Below are 17,539 nucleotides of genomic sequence, written 5' to 3'. Positions count from 1 at the left end.
TACCACCGATTTTATTTTTTATAAAAATATATAATTTGTAAATGGAGAGATAAAATGGCTAAAATAATGGTTCAAGGTACAGCATCTTCTGTTGGAAAAAGTCTATTAGTAGCAGCACTTTGTAGAATATTTAAACAGGACGGTTATAGAGTCTGTCCTTTTAAATCTCAAAATATGTCCTTAAATTCATATATAACTTTAGATGGTAAGGAAATGGGAAGAGCTCAAGCGCTACAAGCCTATGCTTCAGGATTAGAGCCTGAAGTTTATATGAATCCTATTTTATTAAAGCCTACTGGAGATAAAAAATCTCAAATTATTGTAAATGGTAAGGTTTATGGAAATCAGACTGCCATGGAATATCACAATTTAAAGCCTAAATTTAAAGCTATGATTAAAGAACATTTTACAAAATTAGAAGAAAAATTTGATGTAGTAGTTATAGAGGGAGCAGGAAGTCCAGCGGAAATTAACTTAAGAGATAAGGACATAGTTAACATGGGACTTGCAGAACTTGTAGATTCTCCAGTATTGTTAGTTGGAGATATAGATAAGGGTGGAGTTTTTGCATCTATTGCAGGTACTATGCTTTTATTAAAAGATGATGAAAAAAAGAGAGTAAAAGGTACCATAATAAATAAATTTAGAGGAGATGTAAAAATATTAGATCCTGGTTTAGATATGCTCTATGATATAGTAAACATTCCTTGTTTAGGGGTAGTGCCTTATATGAATTTAAATTTAGAGGATGAAGATGGAGCAGTGGAGTTTAATAAAAAAGTTTATGCCGATATTGATATAGCTGTAATAAAACTACCTCATATATCAAATTTTACGGATTTAGATGCATTAAAAATTGAAGAAGATATATCTTTAAGATTTATAACTTCAAAAGAAGAGTTTGGTCACCCAGATTTACTTATTATACCTGGGACTAAAAATACATTAGAGGATCTTTTATATTTAAGACAGAGTGGACTGGAGAATTTAATAAAACAATATAGTAAAACTGGAAAAATAATAGGTATATGTGGTGGTTATCAAATGCTTGGAAAAATTATTAAGGACCCTTTTAAAGTAGAAACAGATTTAGAATATATTAATGGACTTGGAATTTTAGATATGGAAACTACTTTTGAAAAGGAAAAGGTCACAACTAGAGTAAGTGGGCAGTATTTATATGATGATATAAATGATGGAAATAGGATTTATGGTTATGAAATCCATATGGGTATAAGTAAATATGGAAAGGATACAAAGCCTTTATTTAAGATTTTCAATAAAAGTGGACATAAAAATGAATATTTTGATGGTGCTATAAATGAAGAAGGTAATGTAATTGGAACTTATATTCATGGAATTTTTGATTCAATATATTTTAGAGAAAAAATAATAAATGAACTAAGAGTTAAAAAAGGAATAAGTAAAAAGAAGTCTAAGATTTATGAAAATATTCGTGAAAAGGAAATTGATAAATTAGCAAGTTTAGTTAGAAGTAGCTTAGATATGAATAAGATTTACTCTATTATGGGAATAGAAAGATAAGTTTTATTAGTTTAAGTTAAAGATAAGGAAGGTAAAGAGTGTATTTTAATATTATATTAAATTTTATAGATGTTTTAATTGCGGTATTAATAGATTGGATTTTAGGAGATCCTTATGGATTTCCTCATCCAGTAATATATATAGGAAAACTTATTGGATTTTTGGAAAAAAAGTTTAGAAAAAAAGCAAAGAGTGAAGAAAATTTAAAGTTATATGGTGGATTAATTGTATTAATAGTGGCTTTTGCAGGCTTTATAATTCCTTTTATTACACTTAAAATTTGTAGATTTAATTTTTACTTTTACCATGCAATTAATATTTTTATAATGTGGACTACATTGTCTGCTAGATGTTTACATAAGGAAGCCATAAAAGTTTATTATGCTTTAGATAAAAAAGATATAAAAGAAGCCAGGATAAAACTTTCTTATATAGTTGGGAGAGAAACTACAAATTTAAGTGAAAAAGAGATTATAAGAGCAGATGTAGAAACTGTAGCTGAAAATACTTCAGATGGAATTATTGCGCCTATGCTTTATGGAATTATTGGAGGAGCTCCTTTATCTATGATGTATAAATCTATTAATACTATGGATTCTATGTTGGGATATTTAAATGAAAAATATAAGGATATAGGCTTTTTCCCAGCTAAGGTAGATGATGTATTTAATTTTATACCTGCAAGGTTAACTGGTTTTTTTATGTGTATAGTAGCACCTATAGTAGGTGGAGGTATATTTAAAAGTTTGAAAATAATGATTAGAGATAGAAAAAATCATAAAAGTCCTAATTGTGCCTATCCAGAAGGGGCTACAGCAGCAGCCTTAAATATACAATTAGGAGGAAACAATGTTTATTTTGGTGAAATTTTAAAAAAACCTACCATAGGAGATAAGATAAATGAATTGAGAGAAATTCATATAAAAAAATCTATAATGCTTATGTACTCTAGTGAAGTAATTATGTTAGCTATAATTGCAATAGTAATATATTTAATAGGAATATAAATTAAATTAATTTAAAGTAAGAGTTTTAAGGTGGGATTATATATGCACGGAGGAGATATTTATACAGAAGGGATTTTAAAAGGAAAAAGTCTTATAGATTTTAGTTCCAATATAAATCCTTTGGGGGTTTCTAATAGTTTTAAAAATCATATTAATGAAGCATTGGAAAAGGTACAAGTTTATCCAGATATACATTATAGAAGTCTAAAAAATAATATATTAGATTATTTAAACTTTTATTGTAATTACTTTTATTATGAAGATTATAAAGAATGTATTGATTTTACTAGGAATGATTTAGTATTAGGAAATGGAGCGATAGAATTAATAGACTTAGCTATAAGTACATTAAAAAGTATAACTATTGTAATTCCGTCTTTTGTGGAATACGAGTTGTGTGCTAAAAAATGGAATTTGAAAATAGATTATTGTTATTTAAATAAAGATATGACCTTTAATTATGAAAATATACATAACTCTTTAAAGAAAACAGAGGGAATCATATTAGGAAATCCTAACAATCCTAATGGAGATGTGATTTTAAAAGAAGATTTTATATCCATATTAGATTATTGTGAAAAGAATAAAAAAATGGTTTTAATAGATGAAGCTTTTATAGAGTTTACAGGAATTAAGTCTTTAAGTTTATTGAAGTTGTGTAGTAAATATAAATGCCTATTTATAATAAAGGCTTTAACAAAGTTTTTTGCATTACCTGGGATAAGATTTGGATATGGTATAAGCAAAAATAGTGATTTGATAAAAAGAATAAAAGAGAAACAAAATCCATGGAACGTAAATTCTTTTGTGGAAGTAGCAGTTAAATACGTACTTAAAGATTATGATTATATAAAAAACTCTATAGATTATATAGAAAAGGAAAGAATCATTTTTATAAAGGAACTTAAAAGAATAAGTACATTTAGTAAAGTTTATGATACCTATAGTAACTTTATATTATGCGAACTAAACAAAATAACAGCAGATGAGTTGAATGATATTGCATTAAATAGAGGGATTATTATAAGAAGTTGCTGTGATTTCAAAGGTTTAAATAATACATTCGTAAGACTTGCTATAAAAGATCATGAAAATAATAAAAAGCTTATAAATGTTTTAAAAAATATTTAAATAAATTTATTAAAAATATTATGAGTAAATAGGAGGGGAAAATGAATAAAAAATATTTAACATTATTTGTTGGAGCACTTATAATAGCTCTATCATCACAGGTACATGCTATGCATATAGCAGAGGGATTTTTACCACCAAAGTGGGCAATTATATATTTTGTTTTAAGTGTACCATTTATAATAGTAGGATTAAAACAAATAAGAAAAAACACAGCGAAAAATAAGGATTTAAAAATGCTTTTAGCAGTAGTAGCAGCCTATTCTTTTATATTATCTGCTATGAAAATACCATCTGTTACAGGTAGCTGTTCACATCCAACAGGTACAGGACTTGCAGCTATGATATTTGGGCCTTTTATAGCGTCTGTAGTAGGACTAATAGTATTAATATTTCAAGCATTACTTTTGGCTCATGGTGGTATTACAACTTTAGGAGCTAATACTTTTTCTATGGGTATAGTAGGACCTATAGTTTCTTATTTAATATTTAAAGGATTAAAAAATAAAAATAAAAAAGTAGCTGTATTTTTATCAGCCTGTTTAGGTGATTTAGCTACATATACAATTACTTCATTGCAATTAGCATTGTCTTTTCCAGCTAAGACAGGAGGAGTTTTAGCATCTTTTACTAAGTTTTGCACTATTTTTTCAGTAACTCAAATACCTCTTGCTATAGTTGAAGGACTAATAACTATAATGATATTTGAGTTTATTTCAAAATACTCAAATGAAGAAATAAAAACTTTAAGTGAGGTATAGAATATGAAAAAGCAAAATATTATCATAATTATATTATCTCTAGTAATTATGCTAGGTTCTTTAGTTATAGGAGGAGCAAAAGGTGGAGAATTTGCAGGAGCAGATGATCAAGCTGAAGAAGTTATAACAGAAATAGATAAAGATTATAAACCATGGTTTAATCATATCTGGGAACCACCTTCTGGAGAAATAGAAAGTTTATTATTTGCATCTCAAGCTGCATTAGGAGCTGGAGTTATAGGTTATTATATAGGTAAGAAGAAAAATGCTAAAGCTAATAATGCTTCTCTCAAAAACCAGTAGATTCTCAAAAGTTCATCCTTTAGAGAAAGCTGTTTTGAGTATAATCCCAATTGTAATATTGGGATTTACTCAAAACTATAAAATAGTAATTATAAATATATTATTTTTTATTTTCTTAAACTTAATTTGTAAAAATAGTATTAAAATTTTTACAAAAATAACTTTAGAGGTAACGACTTTTGCAGCAATTTCATCTATAACTTTTATTTTTGATTATGGTATTTTATATACTTTAACTCTAATACTTAAAAGTGTAAGCGCTGGATTGTGCCTATCTTATTTTTCACTTACAACTCCAATAGATGATGTTTTGTATTGTTTATCTAAGAGTTCTTACTTGAGAGATATGTGCGATATTGCCAAGGCAATGGAGAGATTTTTAATAGTTATAAATGATGAACATGTTATATTATATAACTCTATAAAATCTAGAGGGGGTTTTGATGGATATAAGTTAAAAATAAAGAATACAGGTAAAATGGCAGGATTACTGTTTATAAATACCTTAAATAGATGGAAAATAATAAAAGAAGGTTTGCATAGTAGAGGGTATAGAGGATACACTCCTTATTTAGAGGAAGAATTTAAATTTTCATTTATAAGATTTTTGTTTATATTAATCTATATATCTATATTAGTATTTTTAATTTATGTGGTAAAATTATAATTATATTAAAAATTACTGTATATTCAATATAATCAAAAAATGAGGGAATAAAATGGAACAATATAATCTTATAGCTCTAAAATCTAATAAGACCAGAATATTAATAATTGGTGGAGGTAGGGCAGCTTATATAAAGTTAACATCATTTTTAAATAGAGGATGTAATGTATTTTTAGTATCTGCTAATATCTCAGATAACATTAGAAAACTAATAGAAAAGTACAATGTTCATTATATAGAAGACAAATTTCATGAAAAATATATAATTGATAAACATTTAGTAGTTATAGCTACAGATGACGAAGATCTAAATTGTTTTATAAGAGAAAAGTGCGATGATTTATATAAGTTATATATAGATTGTTCTAATAATAGAAAAAGTACATGTTTTAATAGTTTTCAAAGGGAAACTAGTAATATGGTTTTCTCTTTAAATAGTAAGAAAGCATGTCCTAATGTTACAACTTTTTTAGGAAAAAAAATAAAAAAACAATTAGAAAGTTATGATGATTATATAGAATATGTTTCAAGCTTAAGAGAAAATTTAAAAAAGCATAATTCAAAAAATGAAATAATGAATTTTGTATGTAGTGATGATTTTTATTTCTTTTTTAAAAAAGGTTATGGTAATATGATTTTGAATATGTTTTATGGAGGTATAGATTTTGAAGCTAACATTAGGAACTAGAAGGAGTAAACTTGCTAGGGTGCAAACAGATATAGTTATAAATTTATTGAAAGATAGATATAATGTAGAATGTGAAAAGTTATTAATCCAAACTTTAGGAGATAAAATTTTAAATGTTTCTTTAGATAAAATAGGTGGAAAAGGATTATTCGTTAAAGATATAGAATTAGCACTTTTAGAAAAAAGGGCAGATGCAGCAGTTCATAGTATGAAAGATGTTCCTTATGAATTACCAAAGGGATTTGAAATAATTGCAATACCAGAAAGAGAAGATGTGAGAGATGTATTTATTTCTTTAAATAATGTTCATTTTAAAGATTTAAGATATGGGGCTAGGATAGGAACTAGTAGTAAAAGAAGAGGGGCCCAACTTAAATTATTAAGACCAGATTTGGAAATAATTCCAATAAGGGGAAATGTACAAAGTAGAATAGAAAAAATAAAAAAGGAAAATTTAGATGGAATAATTTTAGCAGCAGCTGGACTGAAAAGAATTAATTTAGAACATTTAGTTACGGATTATTTTACTACCAATGAAATGATACCAGCTGTTGGACAAGGTGCTTTGGGAATAGAAGTTATTATACATAATGAGAATAAAAGATTATTTAAAGACTTAGATTGTTACAATTCTAGAATATGTGTTTTAGCAGAAAGGTCATTTATGAAAGCACTAAAAGGTGATTGCCACTCAACTATAGGGGCGTATGCATCTATTAAAGATGATAAAATGCACATAATAGGTATATTTGAAGTAGAAAATAGATTGATAAAGGATGAAATTATAGGACCTAAAGGTGATTATGAAAAATTAGGTGAAACCTTAGCTGAAAAAGTCTTAAAAGGTTAACTTTAGGAGGGTAAAATGGGAAAAGTATATTTAATGGGAGTAGGTCCAGGTGATGAAGAACTTATTACATTAAAAGCTATTAGAGCATTAAAAAAGTGTACTGCTGTTATGTATGATAGATTAGCAAATCATGAAATATTAAGTTACTTAAATGAAGATTGTATAGTATATTATTGTGGAAAAGAACCTGGGTGTCATTATAAAACTCAGGAAGAGATAAATGATATTATAGTTAAATTAGCTAAAAAAGGGCATATAGTAGGAAGAATAAAAGGTGGAGATCCTTATGTTTTTGGCAGAGGAGGGGAAGAAGCGTTAAGATTAATAGATGAAAATATGGATTTTGAAGTTATTCCAGGAATTACATCTCCTATAGCTGTGTTAAATTATGCAGGTATACCAATTACTCATAGAGCTTTAGCTAGAAGTTTTCATGTTTTTACAGGAAAAACTAAGGATAAGTTGGATATAAATTGGAAGTCAGCAGCTACTATCGGTGGTACTTTAGTGTTTTTGATGGGAATAGGAAATTTAAGTTTAATAGTTGAAAATCTTTTAGAAAATGGCATGGATGAAAATACTAGTGTTGCAGTTATAATGAGAGGAACTACCTCTAAGCAAAAAAGAGTTATAGGATCATTAAAGGATATAGAAATTAAAGTTAAAGAAAATAATATAGTATCTCCATCTGTTATAGTTATTGGAGAAGTAGTTAGATTTTCGAACCAATTAAATTGGTATGAAAATAAACCTTTATTTGGACAAAATATATGTATAACTCGTACTAAAAATCAATCTAAAGAGTTAAAAGAAAAATTATTGAACTTAGGTGCTGATGTTACAGAAATAAACTCAATAAAAATAAAAAATACAGACTACAATTTAGATAATTATATAGATAAATTAAAACAATATGATTATATAGTTTTTACTAGTGTAAATGCAGTAAAAATCTTTTTTAATTATTTAAATAAAAAAGAATATGATATTAGAAATATAAAAGCACAGTTTGCGGTGATAGGACCAGCAACTGCTATAGAACTTAGAAGTAAAGGAGTTGTCCCTACTATTTTATCAAAGGAGTTTGTAGCAGAAAGTCTTTTTGAGGATATGAAAAAATATATAAAGGCAGGAGATAAAATACTTGTTCCACGTTCTAAAAATGCAAGAGAATTTTTAGTAAAAGCCTTAATTGAAGAACAATGTATGGTAGATGAAGTATATATTTATGAAACATTGTGTGGGGATCTACAAGATAAAACTAGATTTGAGGGTGTAGACAAAGTTATCTTTACAAGTCCATCTACCGTTAGAAATATGATTTCTATAGTAGGTTTAAGCAAAATACGAAGCAAGGAAGTCATTGCAATAGGCCCAATTACAAAAAGAGAACTTAGTAAAAATAATATAAGTTGTGAGATTTGTGATAGATACTATATAGAAGGAATAATAGATAAACTTCTAGATAAATAAGAGAAAATTTAAAATATATAATTTGAAGAAATTTTATATTTTAATTTAAATATAAAATAAAGAAATGCGAGGGTGAATAAAGTGTTTAGAAGACATAGAAGACTTAGAGAAAATAATGCAATAAGAGCTATGGTAAGAGAAACTGTGGTTAGGGAAGAAGATTTTATATATCCTATGTTTGTAGTAGAAGGAGAAAATATAAAAGAAGAAATAACTTCTTTAGAAGGAAACTATCATTATTCTATAGATAGATTAAATGAGTTAGTAGAGGAAATTAAAGAGTCAGGAATAAAAGGTATAATGATATTTGGAGTTCCAGACCATAAGGATGAGTGCGCATCAGCAGCTTTTGATGATAATGGAGTAGTTCAAAGAGGAATTAGAAGATTAAAAGAATTAATGCCAGAATTATTTATAATAGCTGATGTATGCATGTGTCAATATACGAGTCATGGTCATTGTGGAATTATTCATGGAGAAAAAATAGATAATGATGAAACTTTAAAATATTTAGCTAAAATATCTTTATCTTATGCAAAGGCGGGAGCAGATATGATAGCACCATCAGATATGATGGATGGAAGAGTTGAGGCTATTAGAAATATATTAGATGAAAATGGATTTAAACATGTTTCAATTATGGCATATAGTGCAAAATATTGTTCAGCTTTTTATGGTCCATTTAGAGAAGCTGCACATTCAGCACCACAATTTGGGGATAGAAAGACTTACCAAATGGATCCTGCTAATGCAAGAGAAGCTATGCTTGAAATACAAGATGATATAGATGAAGGTGCTGATATAGTGATGATAAAACCAGCGCTACCTTATCTAGATGTTATAAGAATGGCAAGGGATAGATTTGAGTTCCCAATTGCAGCTTATAATGTAAGTGGAGAATATGCAATGGTAAAGGCAGCAGCAAATGCTGGTTTAATAGATGAAAGAAGAGTAGCTATGGAGATGTTAACATCTATAAAAAGAGCAGGTGCTGATATGATAATAACTTATTATGCCCTACAAGCTAGTAAGTGGATTAAAGAAGATAGAAAGTAGTAATTATTTAGGTGTAATTAAAGAATTTTTCATTTAATGAGAAATTCTTTAATTATCACAAATAATTTTAAAGGGGTGTTTTAGTGAAAAGTATAATAATATCCTCAAATAGCAGTGGTGGTGGAAAAACTACTGTAACTTTAGGTCTTATGAAAGCACTTATAAAAAGAGGCTATAAAGTACAGGGATATAAAGTAGGTCCAGATTATATAGATCCAGTTTTTCATTCTTATGTAACTGGTAATCCATCTAGAAATTTGGATTTGTTTTTAATGGGGGAAAATGGTGTTAAAGCATCCTATAATAGAGGATTAGGAGATTTAGGAATAATAGAAGGGGTAATGGGACTTTATGATGGTAAGGGTATAGATACAAAATATTCTACAGCTCATATATCAAAAGCTTTAAAATTACCTATAATTTTAGTTTTAACCCCTAAAGCTCAAAGTGCTACTTTATGTGCAGAACTTATGGGAATATTAAATTATGAAGATGTAGACATAGTAGGAGTAATATTTAATAAAGTAAGTGAAGGTTATTACAAGTTATTAAAAACTTTAATAGAGAAAAATTGTGATTTGCAAGTTTTTGGATACATTCCTAAGGAGAAAAAACTAGAAATTAAAAGTAGACATTTAGGTCTTATACAAAGTAGTGAGATAGAAGATTTAGAAGAAAAAATAGATATATGTAGTGAATTAATTTTAAAGTATGTAGATGTGAAGAATTTAATAAAGTATTTTAGAAAAACAGAAGAATATAAAGATGAATTTTATTTAGAAAACAAAAATTTAAATATAGGAGTAGCTTATGATAAAGCTTTTAGTTTTTATTATAAGGAGAACTTAGAGCTTTTAAGTAATTTAGGAAGTATAAAATATTTTAGTCCTGTAGAAGATAAAAAGTTACCAGAAAATTTAGATTTTTTATATATAGGTGGAGGATATCCAGAGGTTTTTATAAAAGAGTTAAGTCATAATAAATCTATGTTAAATAGCATAAAAGAAAATTTAAATAATGGCCTTAAATGTTATGCAGAATGTGGTGGACTTATGTATTTAACAGAAGGTATAGAGGATTTTCAAGGAAACTTTTATAAAACAGTAGGATTTTTCAAAGGAAAATCTTATATGACACAAAAGCTTCAAAATTTTGGATATGCAAAGTTAGAAGTAGAAAATACAAACAGTATGTTGTCAAAGAAAATTAAAATTAATTGTCATGAGTTTCATAAATCTTATGTAGAATTAAATGATAATAACATATATTCTGTTACTAAAGATATGTATAATGGTAAAACTAAAAAGTGGAATTGCGGATATATAAAAAATAATACACTAGCTGCATATCCTCATATTCATTTTTTCGGTAATATAAATTTTTTAAAACAATTAATTAAGTAAAATGTTACTTCAGGTATAAGAATATGGTTTTAAATATTATTACTTAGTTATTTGGCTATAATTTAAATAAATATGCAGGAAATATAAGAGGGGTAGTAATGAAAGATTATATAAAAAAACCTATGGATATAGAAAAAAGAAGTTTTGAAATAATAGAATTAGAAATGGGAGAACATAATTTTTCAGAAGAAGAGCTGAAAATAATAAAAAGAGTAATACATACTACGGCAGATTTTGAGTATAAGGATTTGGTTTATATAAAAAAAGGTGCTATAGAAGAAGGAAAAAAAATATTAAAAGAAGGCACAAATATTTATACAGACACCAATATGGCTTTATCTGGTATAAATAAAACAGCATTAAAACAATTAAATTGTACTGTTCAATGTTTTGTATCAAGAGAAGATATTGCATGTATTGCAAAAGAAAGAGGTATAACTAGGTCTATGGCTGCTGTAGAAAAAGCGGTAGAGGAGGGAATAGAATTTTTTGTTTTTGGAAATGCACCAACAGCACTTTTTAAACTTATAGAGCTTATAAAAGAAGGAAAGGCAAAACCTAAATTTATCATAGGTGTTCCTGTAGGATTTGTAGGAGCCAAAGAGTCAAAGAAAGAATTGGAAAAATTAGACATACCTTTTATAACTATAAGAGGAAGAAAAGGTGGAAGTAATGTAGCGGCTTCTATAGTAAATGCATTAATGTATATGATAGTTGAAAGATAATTAAACCATCTTTATTAAGTAAACCTTAAGGAGAATAAATATGAAAAAACAACTTTTATTAATAATTTTACTTTCTTTGATTGTATTAATAGGATGTTGTAAATTTAATGATAATGGAAAATTGTTGGAATCTGATAAGGTGATACAAAATTATTTCAAATATTATAATAACAAAAATAAAAAAGGAGTACTTTCAACATTAACAAAAAATACTTGTACCTTTAATGTTATGTTTAACTTTGGAAATCTAAAATATATTAAATTAGAAAATATAAAAGAGGACAATGATCTTAAACAAAAGGAAGCTTATATAAAGTATGGCCGAGGAAATGTAGATGGTACGAAAAAAGAAAACGTCATAATTTATAAAGTTAAATATAAAGTTAAATATAAAAATGATAAATTTGGTCCGGAAGATAGTGGAGAATATGTTAAATGGTTCACCCTTATTAGAGAAGATAAAAATTCACCTTGGTTAATTGATGACATAGGGGAAGGGTAGTATCAATTATCTTTTAACTGATAATAATTCTAATAAAATTCTTAAAATTTATTGACATTCCAGTAGGGGGAAGGTGTTTAATATATATAAAATGTACAAAGGGGAGTAAAAATGAAGATAAAAGAAGCAGAACTATTAACTGGATTGTCAGCTAAGACTATTCGATTTTATGAGAGTGAAGGATTAATTTTTGTTAAGAGGAATTTAAATGGTTATAGACAGTATAGTGAAGACACTATTAATGAATTAAAGAAAATAAAAATCCTTAGAAAACTTGATTTTTCTATTTCTCAAATAAAGAGTCTTTGTGAAAATAAGGTTTTATTATGTGACCTTTTAAAAAATAGGCTTAAAGATTTAGAACAAAATGAGTTAAGTATGGATATTAAAAAGAATATTATTGAGATTTTGTTAAAAGATTTAAAGAAAGATCCTAATGTTAATTTAAGTTTATATTTTCATGATTTTGAGTATATTGAAAGTGAAGAAATTAAAGAGTTTATGAATGATATAAATGAACTTAAAAATGTTTCACTATCTCATCAAATATTAAAAACTTTAATGCTTAGTGGACCATTATTATGGTGGTTTTATAATATTTTCAATCATAAATATGAATTTATGATTATAAATAGTATTTTAGTCATAATAAGTACAGTTATATTAACTTTAATGTGGAGGGGTTTTTTTAAACAACAAGATAAAAAAATTAGAGGTACTGGTTATATGTTATTAAGTATTTTTTAACTATAATTTTATCTTTAAGTGTTTTTGTAATAATTACAAAGTTACAGGAAATGTTGCTTGTTCCTAAGGATTACTTAATGTGTAATTTTAAACCACCCTATTGTTATATATTCTTATTTTTTGAAATAGAAATTGCAGCTGCATTTATTTCTACATTATATAAAAAAATAAAAAATGTAGAGTGGAAATGGGGATTTCAAATATTTAATTTTATAAGAAAAAATATTATTATTACTGCGATTTTAAATTTAATTTTATTATATATGGCTGTTATGGGAATTACAGTAGTAACAAAAGATCAAATTATTGATTATAGTTTTTTAAATCCTAAAGGTACTGTATACTCATATAATGATATTTACAAGGTACATGCAGGATTTAAAGGAAAAAGATTAAAAGTGTTTAAAGGTCATGCAGGCGAATTTTATTATATTGTTAATTTTAAGGACGGAAAAAGCATAAATTTTTATCAATCTAATAGTCCATTTGAAGACACTTATTTAGAGCTTGAAATATTTGATAAAAGTATTATGAAGAGTGGTAAGGTTAAAAAAATATCATCAAAAAAGAATTATGAACTTTGTTACTTTGATTCTAGATATGTAAATAGATTTTTAAGAATAATTGATAATTTATAAGAGGTTATAAAGGTTTTAGTTAATATTTTAAAATATAATTTGGAGGATATATGTTAGATTTATATATAAATTGTGATGGAAAAAGGTTTAGATGTGGATATACTACAGGATCTTGTGCAACAGCGGCTGCAAAAGCTGCAGCTATATTCCTTTTTTATGGTAAAAAATTAAAAGAAGTAAGTATTGACACTCCAAAAGGTATAGAGCTTATAATTCCAATTGAAAAGATAAATTTACATAAGGATTTTGTAGAATGTGCAGTAGTGAAAGATGGTGGGGATGATATAGATATTACTCATGGTATAGAAATATGGGCAAGGGTTGAAAGAAAAGATAAAGGTTATAGTTTAAAGGGTGGAAAAGGTGTAGGAATAGTTTGTGGGGAGGGCTTATATATAAAAAAAGGAGAACCTGCTATAAATCCAGTTCCTCGCTCTATGATAGAAAAGGAAGTAAAGTCCGTAATGCCTAAGGATACAGGAATAGAAATAACAATTTTTGTACCTTCTGGTGAAGAAATTGCTAAAAAGACCTTTAATCCTAGATTGAACATATTAGGGGGAATATCTATTCTTGGTACTACTGGAATAGTAATGCCTATGTCAGAAGATGCTCTTAAATCTTCTATAGAGTTAGAAATAAATCAAAAAACTTGCAAGGGTGAAAAGGAATTAGTGCTATTGTTTGGAAATATGGGTGAGAAGAAGGCAAAAGAGCTTAATTTGAAAGAGAATAATATGATTATAATGTCCAACTATGTAGGATTTGCCCTTAATTGTTGTATGGAAAGAAAGGTAGAGAGGGTAACTATAGTAGGTCATGTGGGAAAAATCTCCAAAATAGCTGCTGGTTGTTTTAATACTCATAGCAGGGTATGTGATACAAGACTTGAAACTTTAGCTTTAGAACTTGCTTTAATGGGGGAGAATAGAGAACTTGTACAAAAAATTTATGAGCAAAAAACAACAGAAGGGGCAATTAATTTATTAGGAGATGGATATGAAAAACTTTATAGGAATATAGGAGAAAAAATTATAAAAAAAGTAGAGCAATACACTTATGATTCGATAAAGGCAGATATCATAATGTATGCAATGGAAAAGGGAGTTTTATATTCTTCTATAAAATAATATACCTTATTGGGGATTTTACATTTTCAAAGCTAGTATTTTGAATTTATATATTAAAGTGAGGTTAAAGGTGAAAAGATGATTTATATAGTGGGTTTAGGTCCAGGTCATAGAGATTATATTTTAAATAAAGCTATAAAGGTTTTAGAAGAGGTAAATTTTATAATGGGTTTTAAAAGAGCTATAGAAAGCTTAGATTTTATAAATAATAATAAAAAAATAATAACAAAATTAAGTAGTGTTACAGATTATATAAAACAAAATAATGATAAAAATATAGCTATAGTAGCATCGGGAGATCCTTGTTTTTATGGAATAACTAATTTTATTAAAAAAAATTATGAAGGTGAAATTGAAGTAATTCCAGGAATAAGTTCTTATCAATATATGATGGCAAAAATTAATGAAAGTTGGCAAAACAGTTTTTTAGGAAGTCTTCATGGAAGGGAAGAAGAATTTATAGAAAAGGTTAGGTCATATGAAAAGTCTATATGGCTTACAGATAGAAATAACAGTCCAGATAAATTATGTAGTTTACTTTTAAAAAATAATATAAATGCAGAAGTTATAATAGGAGAAAACCTATCTTATGATGACGAGAAAATAATTAAGGGGAAGTGTGAAGTTTTAAAAAGTAGAACTTTTTCAAAACTAAGTATAATTTACATAAAAAACTTAAATTTTTAATATTTAAAAATTAGGAGTGAAACCTCATGAAGTATATAAAAGACCAAGAGTTTATAAGAGGAAACTGTCCCATGACAAAGGAAGATATAAGAATATTATCTTTAGCTAAAATGAATTTAGATAAGAATTGTAGAGTTTTAGATATAGGGGCGGGTACAGGTAGTATAAGTATTCAAGCCGCTAAAATATGTTGCAAAGGTACAGTTATAGCTATAGAAAAAGATGAAGAAGCTTTAAGGGCCATTAAAAAAAACAAAAAAAAGTTTAATTGTGAGAATTTAAAGGTAATAGAAGGAGAAGCACTAAAAGTAGAAAAAAATATAGATGATATTTTTGATAGCATATTTATAGGGGGAAGTGGAGGAAATTTAGAGCAAATTATAAAAATTTATGGACAAAAACTTTCAAAAGAAGGAACAATGGTTTTAAACTTTATAACAATAACTAATGTATATGTGGCTTTACAAACTTTAAAAGAGTTAAAATATAATACAGAATGTATACAAGTTTCTATAAGCAAGACAAAAGGAAATGTAAATATGCTTATAGCCAATAACCCCATATTTATAATAACAGCATTTAAAGATGGAGAGGATTTATAGTTAATTCTAATAAATTAATTATGTTATAAAGATTAATAGTAACATTGAATATTGAAGTTTAAATTTAAAGATATACAATGATAAAAAAATATTACTAAAATAAAAAAATAATCAAGGTATAGGTAAGAGGTGAAGTTTAATGGTAGACAATGGATATGGAACATTATATGGCATTGGTGTAGGTCCGGGTTATGAAGATTTGTTAACATTAAGAGCAGTAAAAATATTACAAAATTGTGATGTAGTCATAGCACCTATAGCTAAAAAAAGTGGAGATAGTATAGCTTTAAATACAGCTAAAAAATTTATAAATTCTAAGGCTTCGGTTTATCTTAAATATTTTCCTATGAAAAAAGAGAAAGAAGTAGAAATATATGAAAATTATAGGTTTATAGAAAATTTATTAGGACAGGGTAAAGATGTAGCCTTTTTAACTATAGGAGATCCTTTTGTATACAGTACATATATATATTTACTAGAATATATGAAAAATCATAATTTAAATATAGAAACAGTACCTGGAATAACTTCTTTTTGTGCAGCAGCTAGTTTAGCAGGTAAAACCTTGGTTATAGGGGATGAACCCTTACTAATACTTCCGGGTAATAGATTAGATTCTATTAAAGATGAAAAATATGTGGTAGTGATGAAATTTTATAAAAATACAGAACAGGTTCTAAATAAGTTAGATGAAAAAGGGTTTAAGTATATTTGTGTAAAAAGAGCCTATAGAGAAGGACAAGAGATATTAAAAACAAGAGAAGAAATATTAAATTCTAAAGATTACATGTCTCTTATAATAGCTAATAAGGAATAAATTTAGTAATAGTGGAGGTTTAAAATGGAAGGTAAAGTTTACTTTATAGGAGCAGGTCCAGGAGATCCAGATTTAATAACAGTAAAGGGAAGAGATATTTTAGCTAAATCAGATGTAGTAATATATGCAGGATCTTTAGTAAGTTCTGAGCATTTAAAATATTGCAAGGAAAAGGTGGAAATTCATAATTCTGCTTCTATGACATTAAAAGAAGTTATTGAGGTTGTAAAAAAGGCTAGTTATGAAGGAAAGTTGATTGTAAGACTTCATACAGGAGACCCATCTATTTATGGAGCTATAAAAGAACAAATGGATGAATTAGATGAGCTAAATATTTCCTATCAAGTGATTCCAGGAGTAAGTTCATTTACAGCAGCGGCGGCATCCATTAAAAAAGAATTTACACTGCCTAGTATAAGTCAAACAGTAATACTTACAAGGGTAGAAGGAAGAACGCCAGTACCAGAGAAGGAAGATTTAGAGGTTTTAGCTAAAACAGGAGCTTCTATGGCGCTATTTTTATCTGTAGGTATGATTGATAAGGTGGTAGATAAATTAAAAAAAGGTTATGGTAAAAATGTACCTATAGCCGTAATTCAAAGAGCTACGTGGGAAGATGAAAAAGTTGTTATAGGAACATTGGACAATATATCTGAGAAGGTTAAAGAAGCTAATATAAGAAAAACTGCTCAAATATTAGTAGGAGATTTTATAAATTGTAGTTATGATAAAAGTTTACTTTATGATGAAAAATTCACGCATGAATTTAGAAAAGGAAAGAATACTTAGAAAGCATAATAAAAAAAC

Annotated in this window: 20 protein-coding genes; all 20 read left to right on the top strand. The window is 27.1% G+C overall.

The features are described 5' to 3' along the window. Positions 1-54: 54 nt before the first annotated feature. Complete coding sequence (locus BN1711_RS09755; RefSeq protein ID WP_050607965.1) at positions 55-1,545, top strand: cobyric acid synthase; 1,491 nt, start codon at positions 55-57, stop codon at positions 1,543-1,545. A 38-nt stretch (positions 1,546-1,583) separates the two neighbouring features. Continuing rightward, complete coding sequence (cbiB, locus tag BN1711_RS09750; protein WP_050607964.1) at positions 1,584-2,552, top strand: adenosylcobinamide-phosphate synthase CbiB; 969 nt, start codon at positions 1,584-1,586, stop codon at positions 2,550-2,552. A 42-nt stretch (positions 2,553-2,594) separates the two neighbouring features. Then, positions 2,595-3,683, top strand: a complete 1,089-nt coding sequence (locus BN1711_RS09745) for a pyridoxal phosphate-dependent aminotransferase (protein WP_050607963.1) — start codon at positions 2,595-2,597, stop codon at positions 3,681-3,683. Between the two features lie 41 nt (positions 3,684-3,724). Next, positions 3,725-4,444 carry an energy-coupling factor ABC transporter permease gene (locus tag BN1711_RS09740; protein ID WP_050607962.1) on the top strand — a complete coding sequence of 240 codons (720 nt, stop codon included), beginning with the start codon at positions 3,725-3,727 and terminating at the stop codon, positions 4,442-4,444. A gap of 3 nt (positions 4,445-4,447) precedes the next feature. Further along, entirely contained in the window at positions 4,448-4,747 is a 300-nt protein-coding gene (locus BN1711_RS12665) for an energy-coupling factor ABC transporter substrate-binding protein (protein WP_050607961.1), read from the top strand. Then, entirely contained in the window at positions 4,710-5,414 is a 705-nt protein-coding gene (locus tag BN1711_RS09730) for a CbiQ family ECF transporter T component (protein WP_243128248.1), read from the top strand. Before BN1711_RS12665 ends, BN1711_RS09730 begins: the two co-directional genes overlap by 38 nt. A 52-nt stretch (positions 5,415-5,466) precedes the next feature. Then, positions 5,467-6,102, top strand: coding sequence for an NAD(P)-dependent oxidoreductase (locus tag BN1711_RS09725; protein ID WP_050607960.1), 636 nt, complete (start codon positions 5,467-5,469; stop codon positions 6,100-6,102). Then, on the top strand, positions 6,080-6,952 hold the full coding sequence (gene hemC / locus BN1711_RS09720; RefSeq protein ID WP_050607959.1) for a hydroxymethylbilane synthase: 873 nt from the start codon (positions 6,080-6,082) through the stop codon (positions 6,950-6,952). Before BN1711_RS09725 ends, hemC begins: the two co-directional genes overlap by 23 nt. A gap of 15 nt (positions 6,953-6,967) precedes the next feature. Next, entirely contained in the window at positions 6,968-8,425 is a 1,458-nt protein-coding gene (gene cobA / locus BN1711_RS09715; RefSeq protein WP_050607958.1) for a uroporphyrinogen-III C-methyltransferase, read from the top strand. 81 nt (positions 8,426-8,506) lie between these two features. Next, positions 8,507-9,481 (top strand): porphobilinogen synthase, encoded by a 975-nt coding sequence (hemB, locus tag BN1711_RS09710; RefSeq protein WP_050607957.1) that lies wholly within the window; start codon positions 8,507-8,509, stop codon positions 9,479-9,481. A gap of 83 nt (positions 9,482-9,564) precedes the next feature. Then, positions 9,565-10,884 carry a cobyrinic acid a,c-diamide synthase CobB gene (locus tag BN1711_RS09705; protein WP_050607956.1) on the top strand — a complete coding sequence of 440 codons (1,320 nt, stop codon included), beginning with the start codon at positions 9,565-9,567 and terminating at the stop codon, positions 10,882-10,884. 98 nt (positions 10,885-10,982) lie between these two features. Further along, a complete protein-coding gene (locus tag BN1711_RS09700) occupies positions 10,983-11,609 on the top strand; it encodes a precorrin-8X methylmutase (RefSeq protein WP_050607955.1) in 627 nt (208 codons plus the stop codon). Between the two features lie 40 nt (positions 11,610-11,649). Next, complete coding sequence (locus BN1711_RS09695) at positions 11,650-12,111, top strand: DUF4829 domain-containing protein (protein WP_050607954.1); 462 nt, start codon at positions 11,650-11,652, stop codon at positions 12,109-12,111. A gap of 111 nt (positions 12,112-12,222) precedes the next feature. Further along, positions 12,223-12,858 (top strand): MerR family transcriptional regulator, encoded by a 636-nt coding sequence (locus tag BN1711_RS12770; RefSeq protein WP_129582156.1) that lies wholly within the window; start codon positions 12,223-12,225, stop codon positions 12,856-12,858. Between the two features lie 50 nt (positions 12,859-12,908). Continuing rightward, positions 12,909-13,496 (top strand): hypothetical protein, encoded by a 588-nt coding sequence (locus BN1711_RS12765; protein ID WP_243128247.1) that lies wholly within the window; start codon positions 12,909-12,911, stop codon positions 13,494-13,496. 50 nt (positions 13,497-13,546) lie between these two features. Then, complete coding sequence (cbiD, locus tag BN1711_RS09685) at positions 13,547-14,626, top strand: cobalt-precorrin-5B (C(1))-methyltransferase CbiD (protein ID WP_050607953.1); 1,080 nt, start codon at positions 13,547-13,549, stop codon at positions 14,624-14,626. Between the two features lie 78 nt (positions 14,627-14,704). After that, positions 14,705-15,313 (top strand): precorrin-6y C5,15-methyltransferase (decarboxylating) subunit CbiE, encoded by a 609-nt coding sequence (gene cbiE / locus BN1711_RS09680; RefSeq protein ID WP_050607952.1) that lies wholly within the window; start codon positions 14,705-14,707, stop codon positions 15,311-15,313. A gap of 26 nt (positions 15,314-15,339) precedes the next feature. Next, on the top strand, positions 15,340-15,915 hold the full coding sequence (gene cbiT, locus BN1711_RS09675; protein ID WP_050607951.1) for a precorrin-6Y C5,15-methyltransferase (decarboxylating) subunit CbiT: 576 nt from the start codon (positions 15,340-15,342) through the stop codon (positions 15,913-15,915). 139 nt (positions 15,916-16,054) lie between these two features. Then, positions 16,055-16,732: a cobalt-factor II C(20)-methyltransferase gene (locus BN1711_RS09670; RefSeq protein WP_050607950.1), complete on the top strand. Its 678-nt coding sequence runs from the start codon at positions 16,055-16,057 to the stop codon at positions 16,730-16,732. A 24-nt stretch (positions 16,733-16,756) separates the two neighbouring features. Continuing rightward, positions 16,757-17,521: a precorrin-4 C(11)-methyltransferase gene (gene cobM, locus BN1711_RS09665; RefSeq protein WP_050607949.1), complete on the top strand. Its 765-nt coding sequence runs from the start codon at positions 16,757-16,759 to the stop codon at positions 17,519-17,521. Positions 17,522-17,539: the final 18 nt, after the last annotated feature.

This window comes from Clostridium niameyense (assembly GCF_001243045.1).
In the GTDB taxonomy this organism is placed as follows: Bacteria; Bacillota; Clostridia; order Clostridiales; family Clostridiaceae; genus Clostridium_F; species Clostridium_F niameyense.
The sequence above is the reverse complement of the archived record's forward strand: the minus strand, read 5'-3'. Positions and strand labels throughout refer to the sequence as shown.

What these genes read in the sequence shown, in the direction of transcription:
- BN1711_RS09755 (WP_050607965.1), top strand. Translation starts at nt 55, where the DNA reads ATGGCTAAAATAATGGTTCAAGGTACAGCATCTTCTGTTGGAAAAAGT.
- BN1711_RS09745 (WP_050607963.1), top strand. Translation starts at nt 2,595, where the DNA reads ATGCACGGAGGAGATATTTATACAGAAGGGATTTTAAAAGGAAAAAGT.
- BN1711_RS09740 (WP_050607962.1), top strand. Translation starts at nt 3,725, where the DNA reads ATGAATAAAAAATATTTAACATTATTTGTTGGAGCACTTATAATAGCT.
- BN1711_RS12665 (WP_050607961.1), top strand. Translation starts at nt 4,448, where the DNA reads ATGAAAAAGCAAAATATTATCATAATTATATTATCTCTAGTAATTATG.
- BN1711_RS09730 (WP_243128248.1), top strand. Translation starts at nt 4,710, where the DNA reads ATGCTAAAGCTAATAATGCTTCTCTCAAAAACCAGTAGATTCTCAAAA.
- BN1711_RS09725 (WP_050607960.1), top strand. Translation starts at nt 5,467, where the DNA reads ATGGAACAATATAATCTTATAGCTCTAAAATCTAATAAGACCAGAATA.
- cobA (WP_050607958.1), top strand. Translation starts at nt 6,968, where the DNA reads ATGGGAAAAGTATATTTAATGGGAGTAGGTCCAGGTGATGAAGAACTT.
- BN1711_RS09700 (WP_050607955.1), top strand. Translation starts at nt 10,983, where the DNA reads ATGAAAGATTATATAAAAAAACCTATGGATATAGAAAAAAGAAGTTTT.
- BN1711_RS09695 (WP_050607954.1), top strand. Translation starts at nt 11,650, where the DNA reads ATGAAAAAACAACTTTTATTAATAATTTTACTTTCTTTGATTGTATTA.
- BN1711_RS12770 (WP_129582156.1), top strand. Translation starts at nt 12,223, where the DNA reads ATGAAGATAAAAGAAGCAGAACTATTAACTGGATTGTCAGCTAAGACT.
- BN1711_RS12765 (WP_243128247.1), top strand. Translation starts at nt 12,909, where the DNA reads ATGTTGCTTGTTCCTAAGGATTACTTAATGTGTAATTTTAAACCACCC.
- cbiD (WP_050607953.1), top strand. Translation starts at nt 13,547, where the DNA reads ATGTTAGATTTATATATAAATTGTGATGGAAAAAGGTTTAGATGTGGA.
- cbiE (WP_050607952.1), top strand. Translation starts at nt 14,705, where the DNA reads ATGATTTATATAGTGGGTTTAGGTCCAGGTCATAGAGATTATATTTTA.
- cbiT (WP_050607951.1), top strand. Translation starts at nt 15,340, where the DNA reads ATGAAGTATATAAAAGACCAAGAGTTTATAAGAGGAAACTGTCCCATG.
- BN1711_RS09670 (WP_050607950.1), top strand. Translation starts at nt 16,055, where the DNA reads ATGGTAGACAATGGATATGGAACATTATATGGCATTGGTGTAGGTCCG.
- cobM (WP_050607949.1), top strand. Translation starts at nt 16,757, where the DNA reads ATGGAAGGTAAAGTTTACTTTATAGGAGCAGGTCCAGGAGATCCAGAT.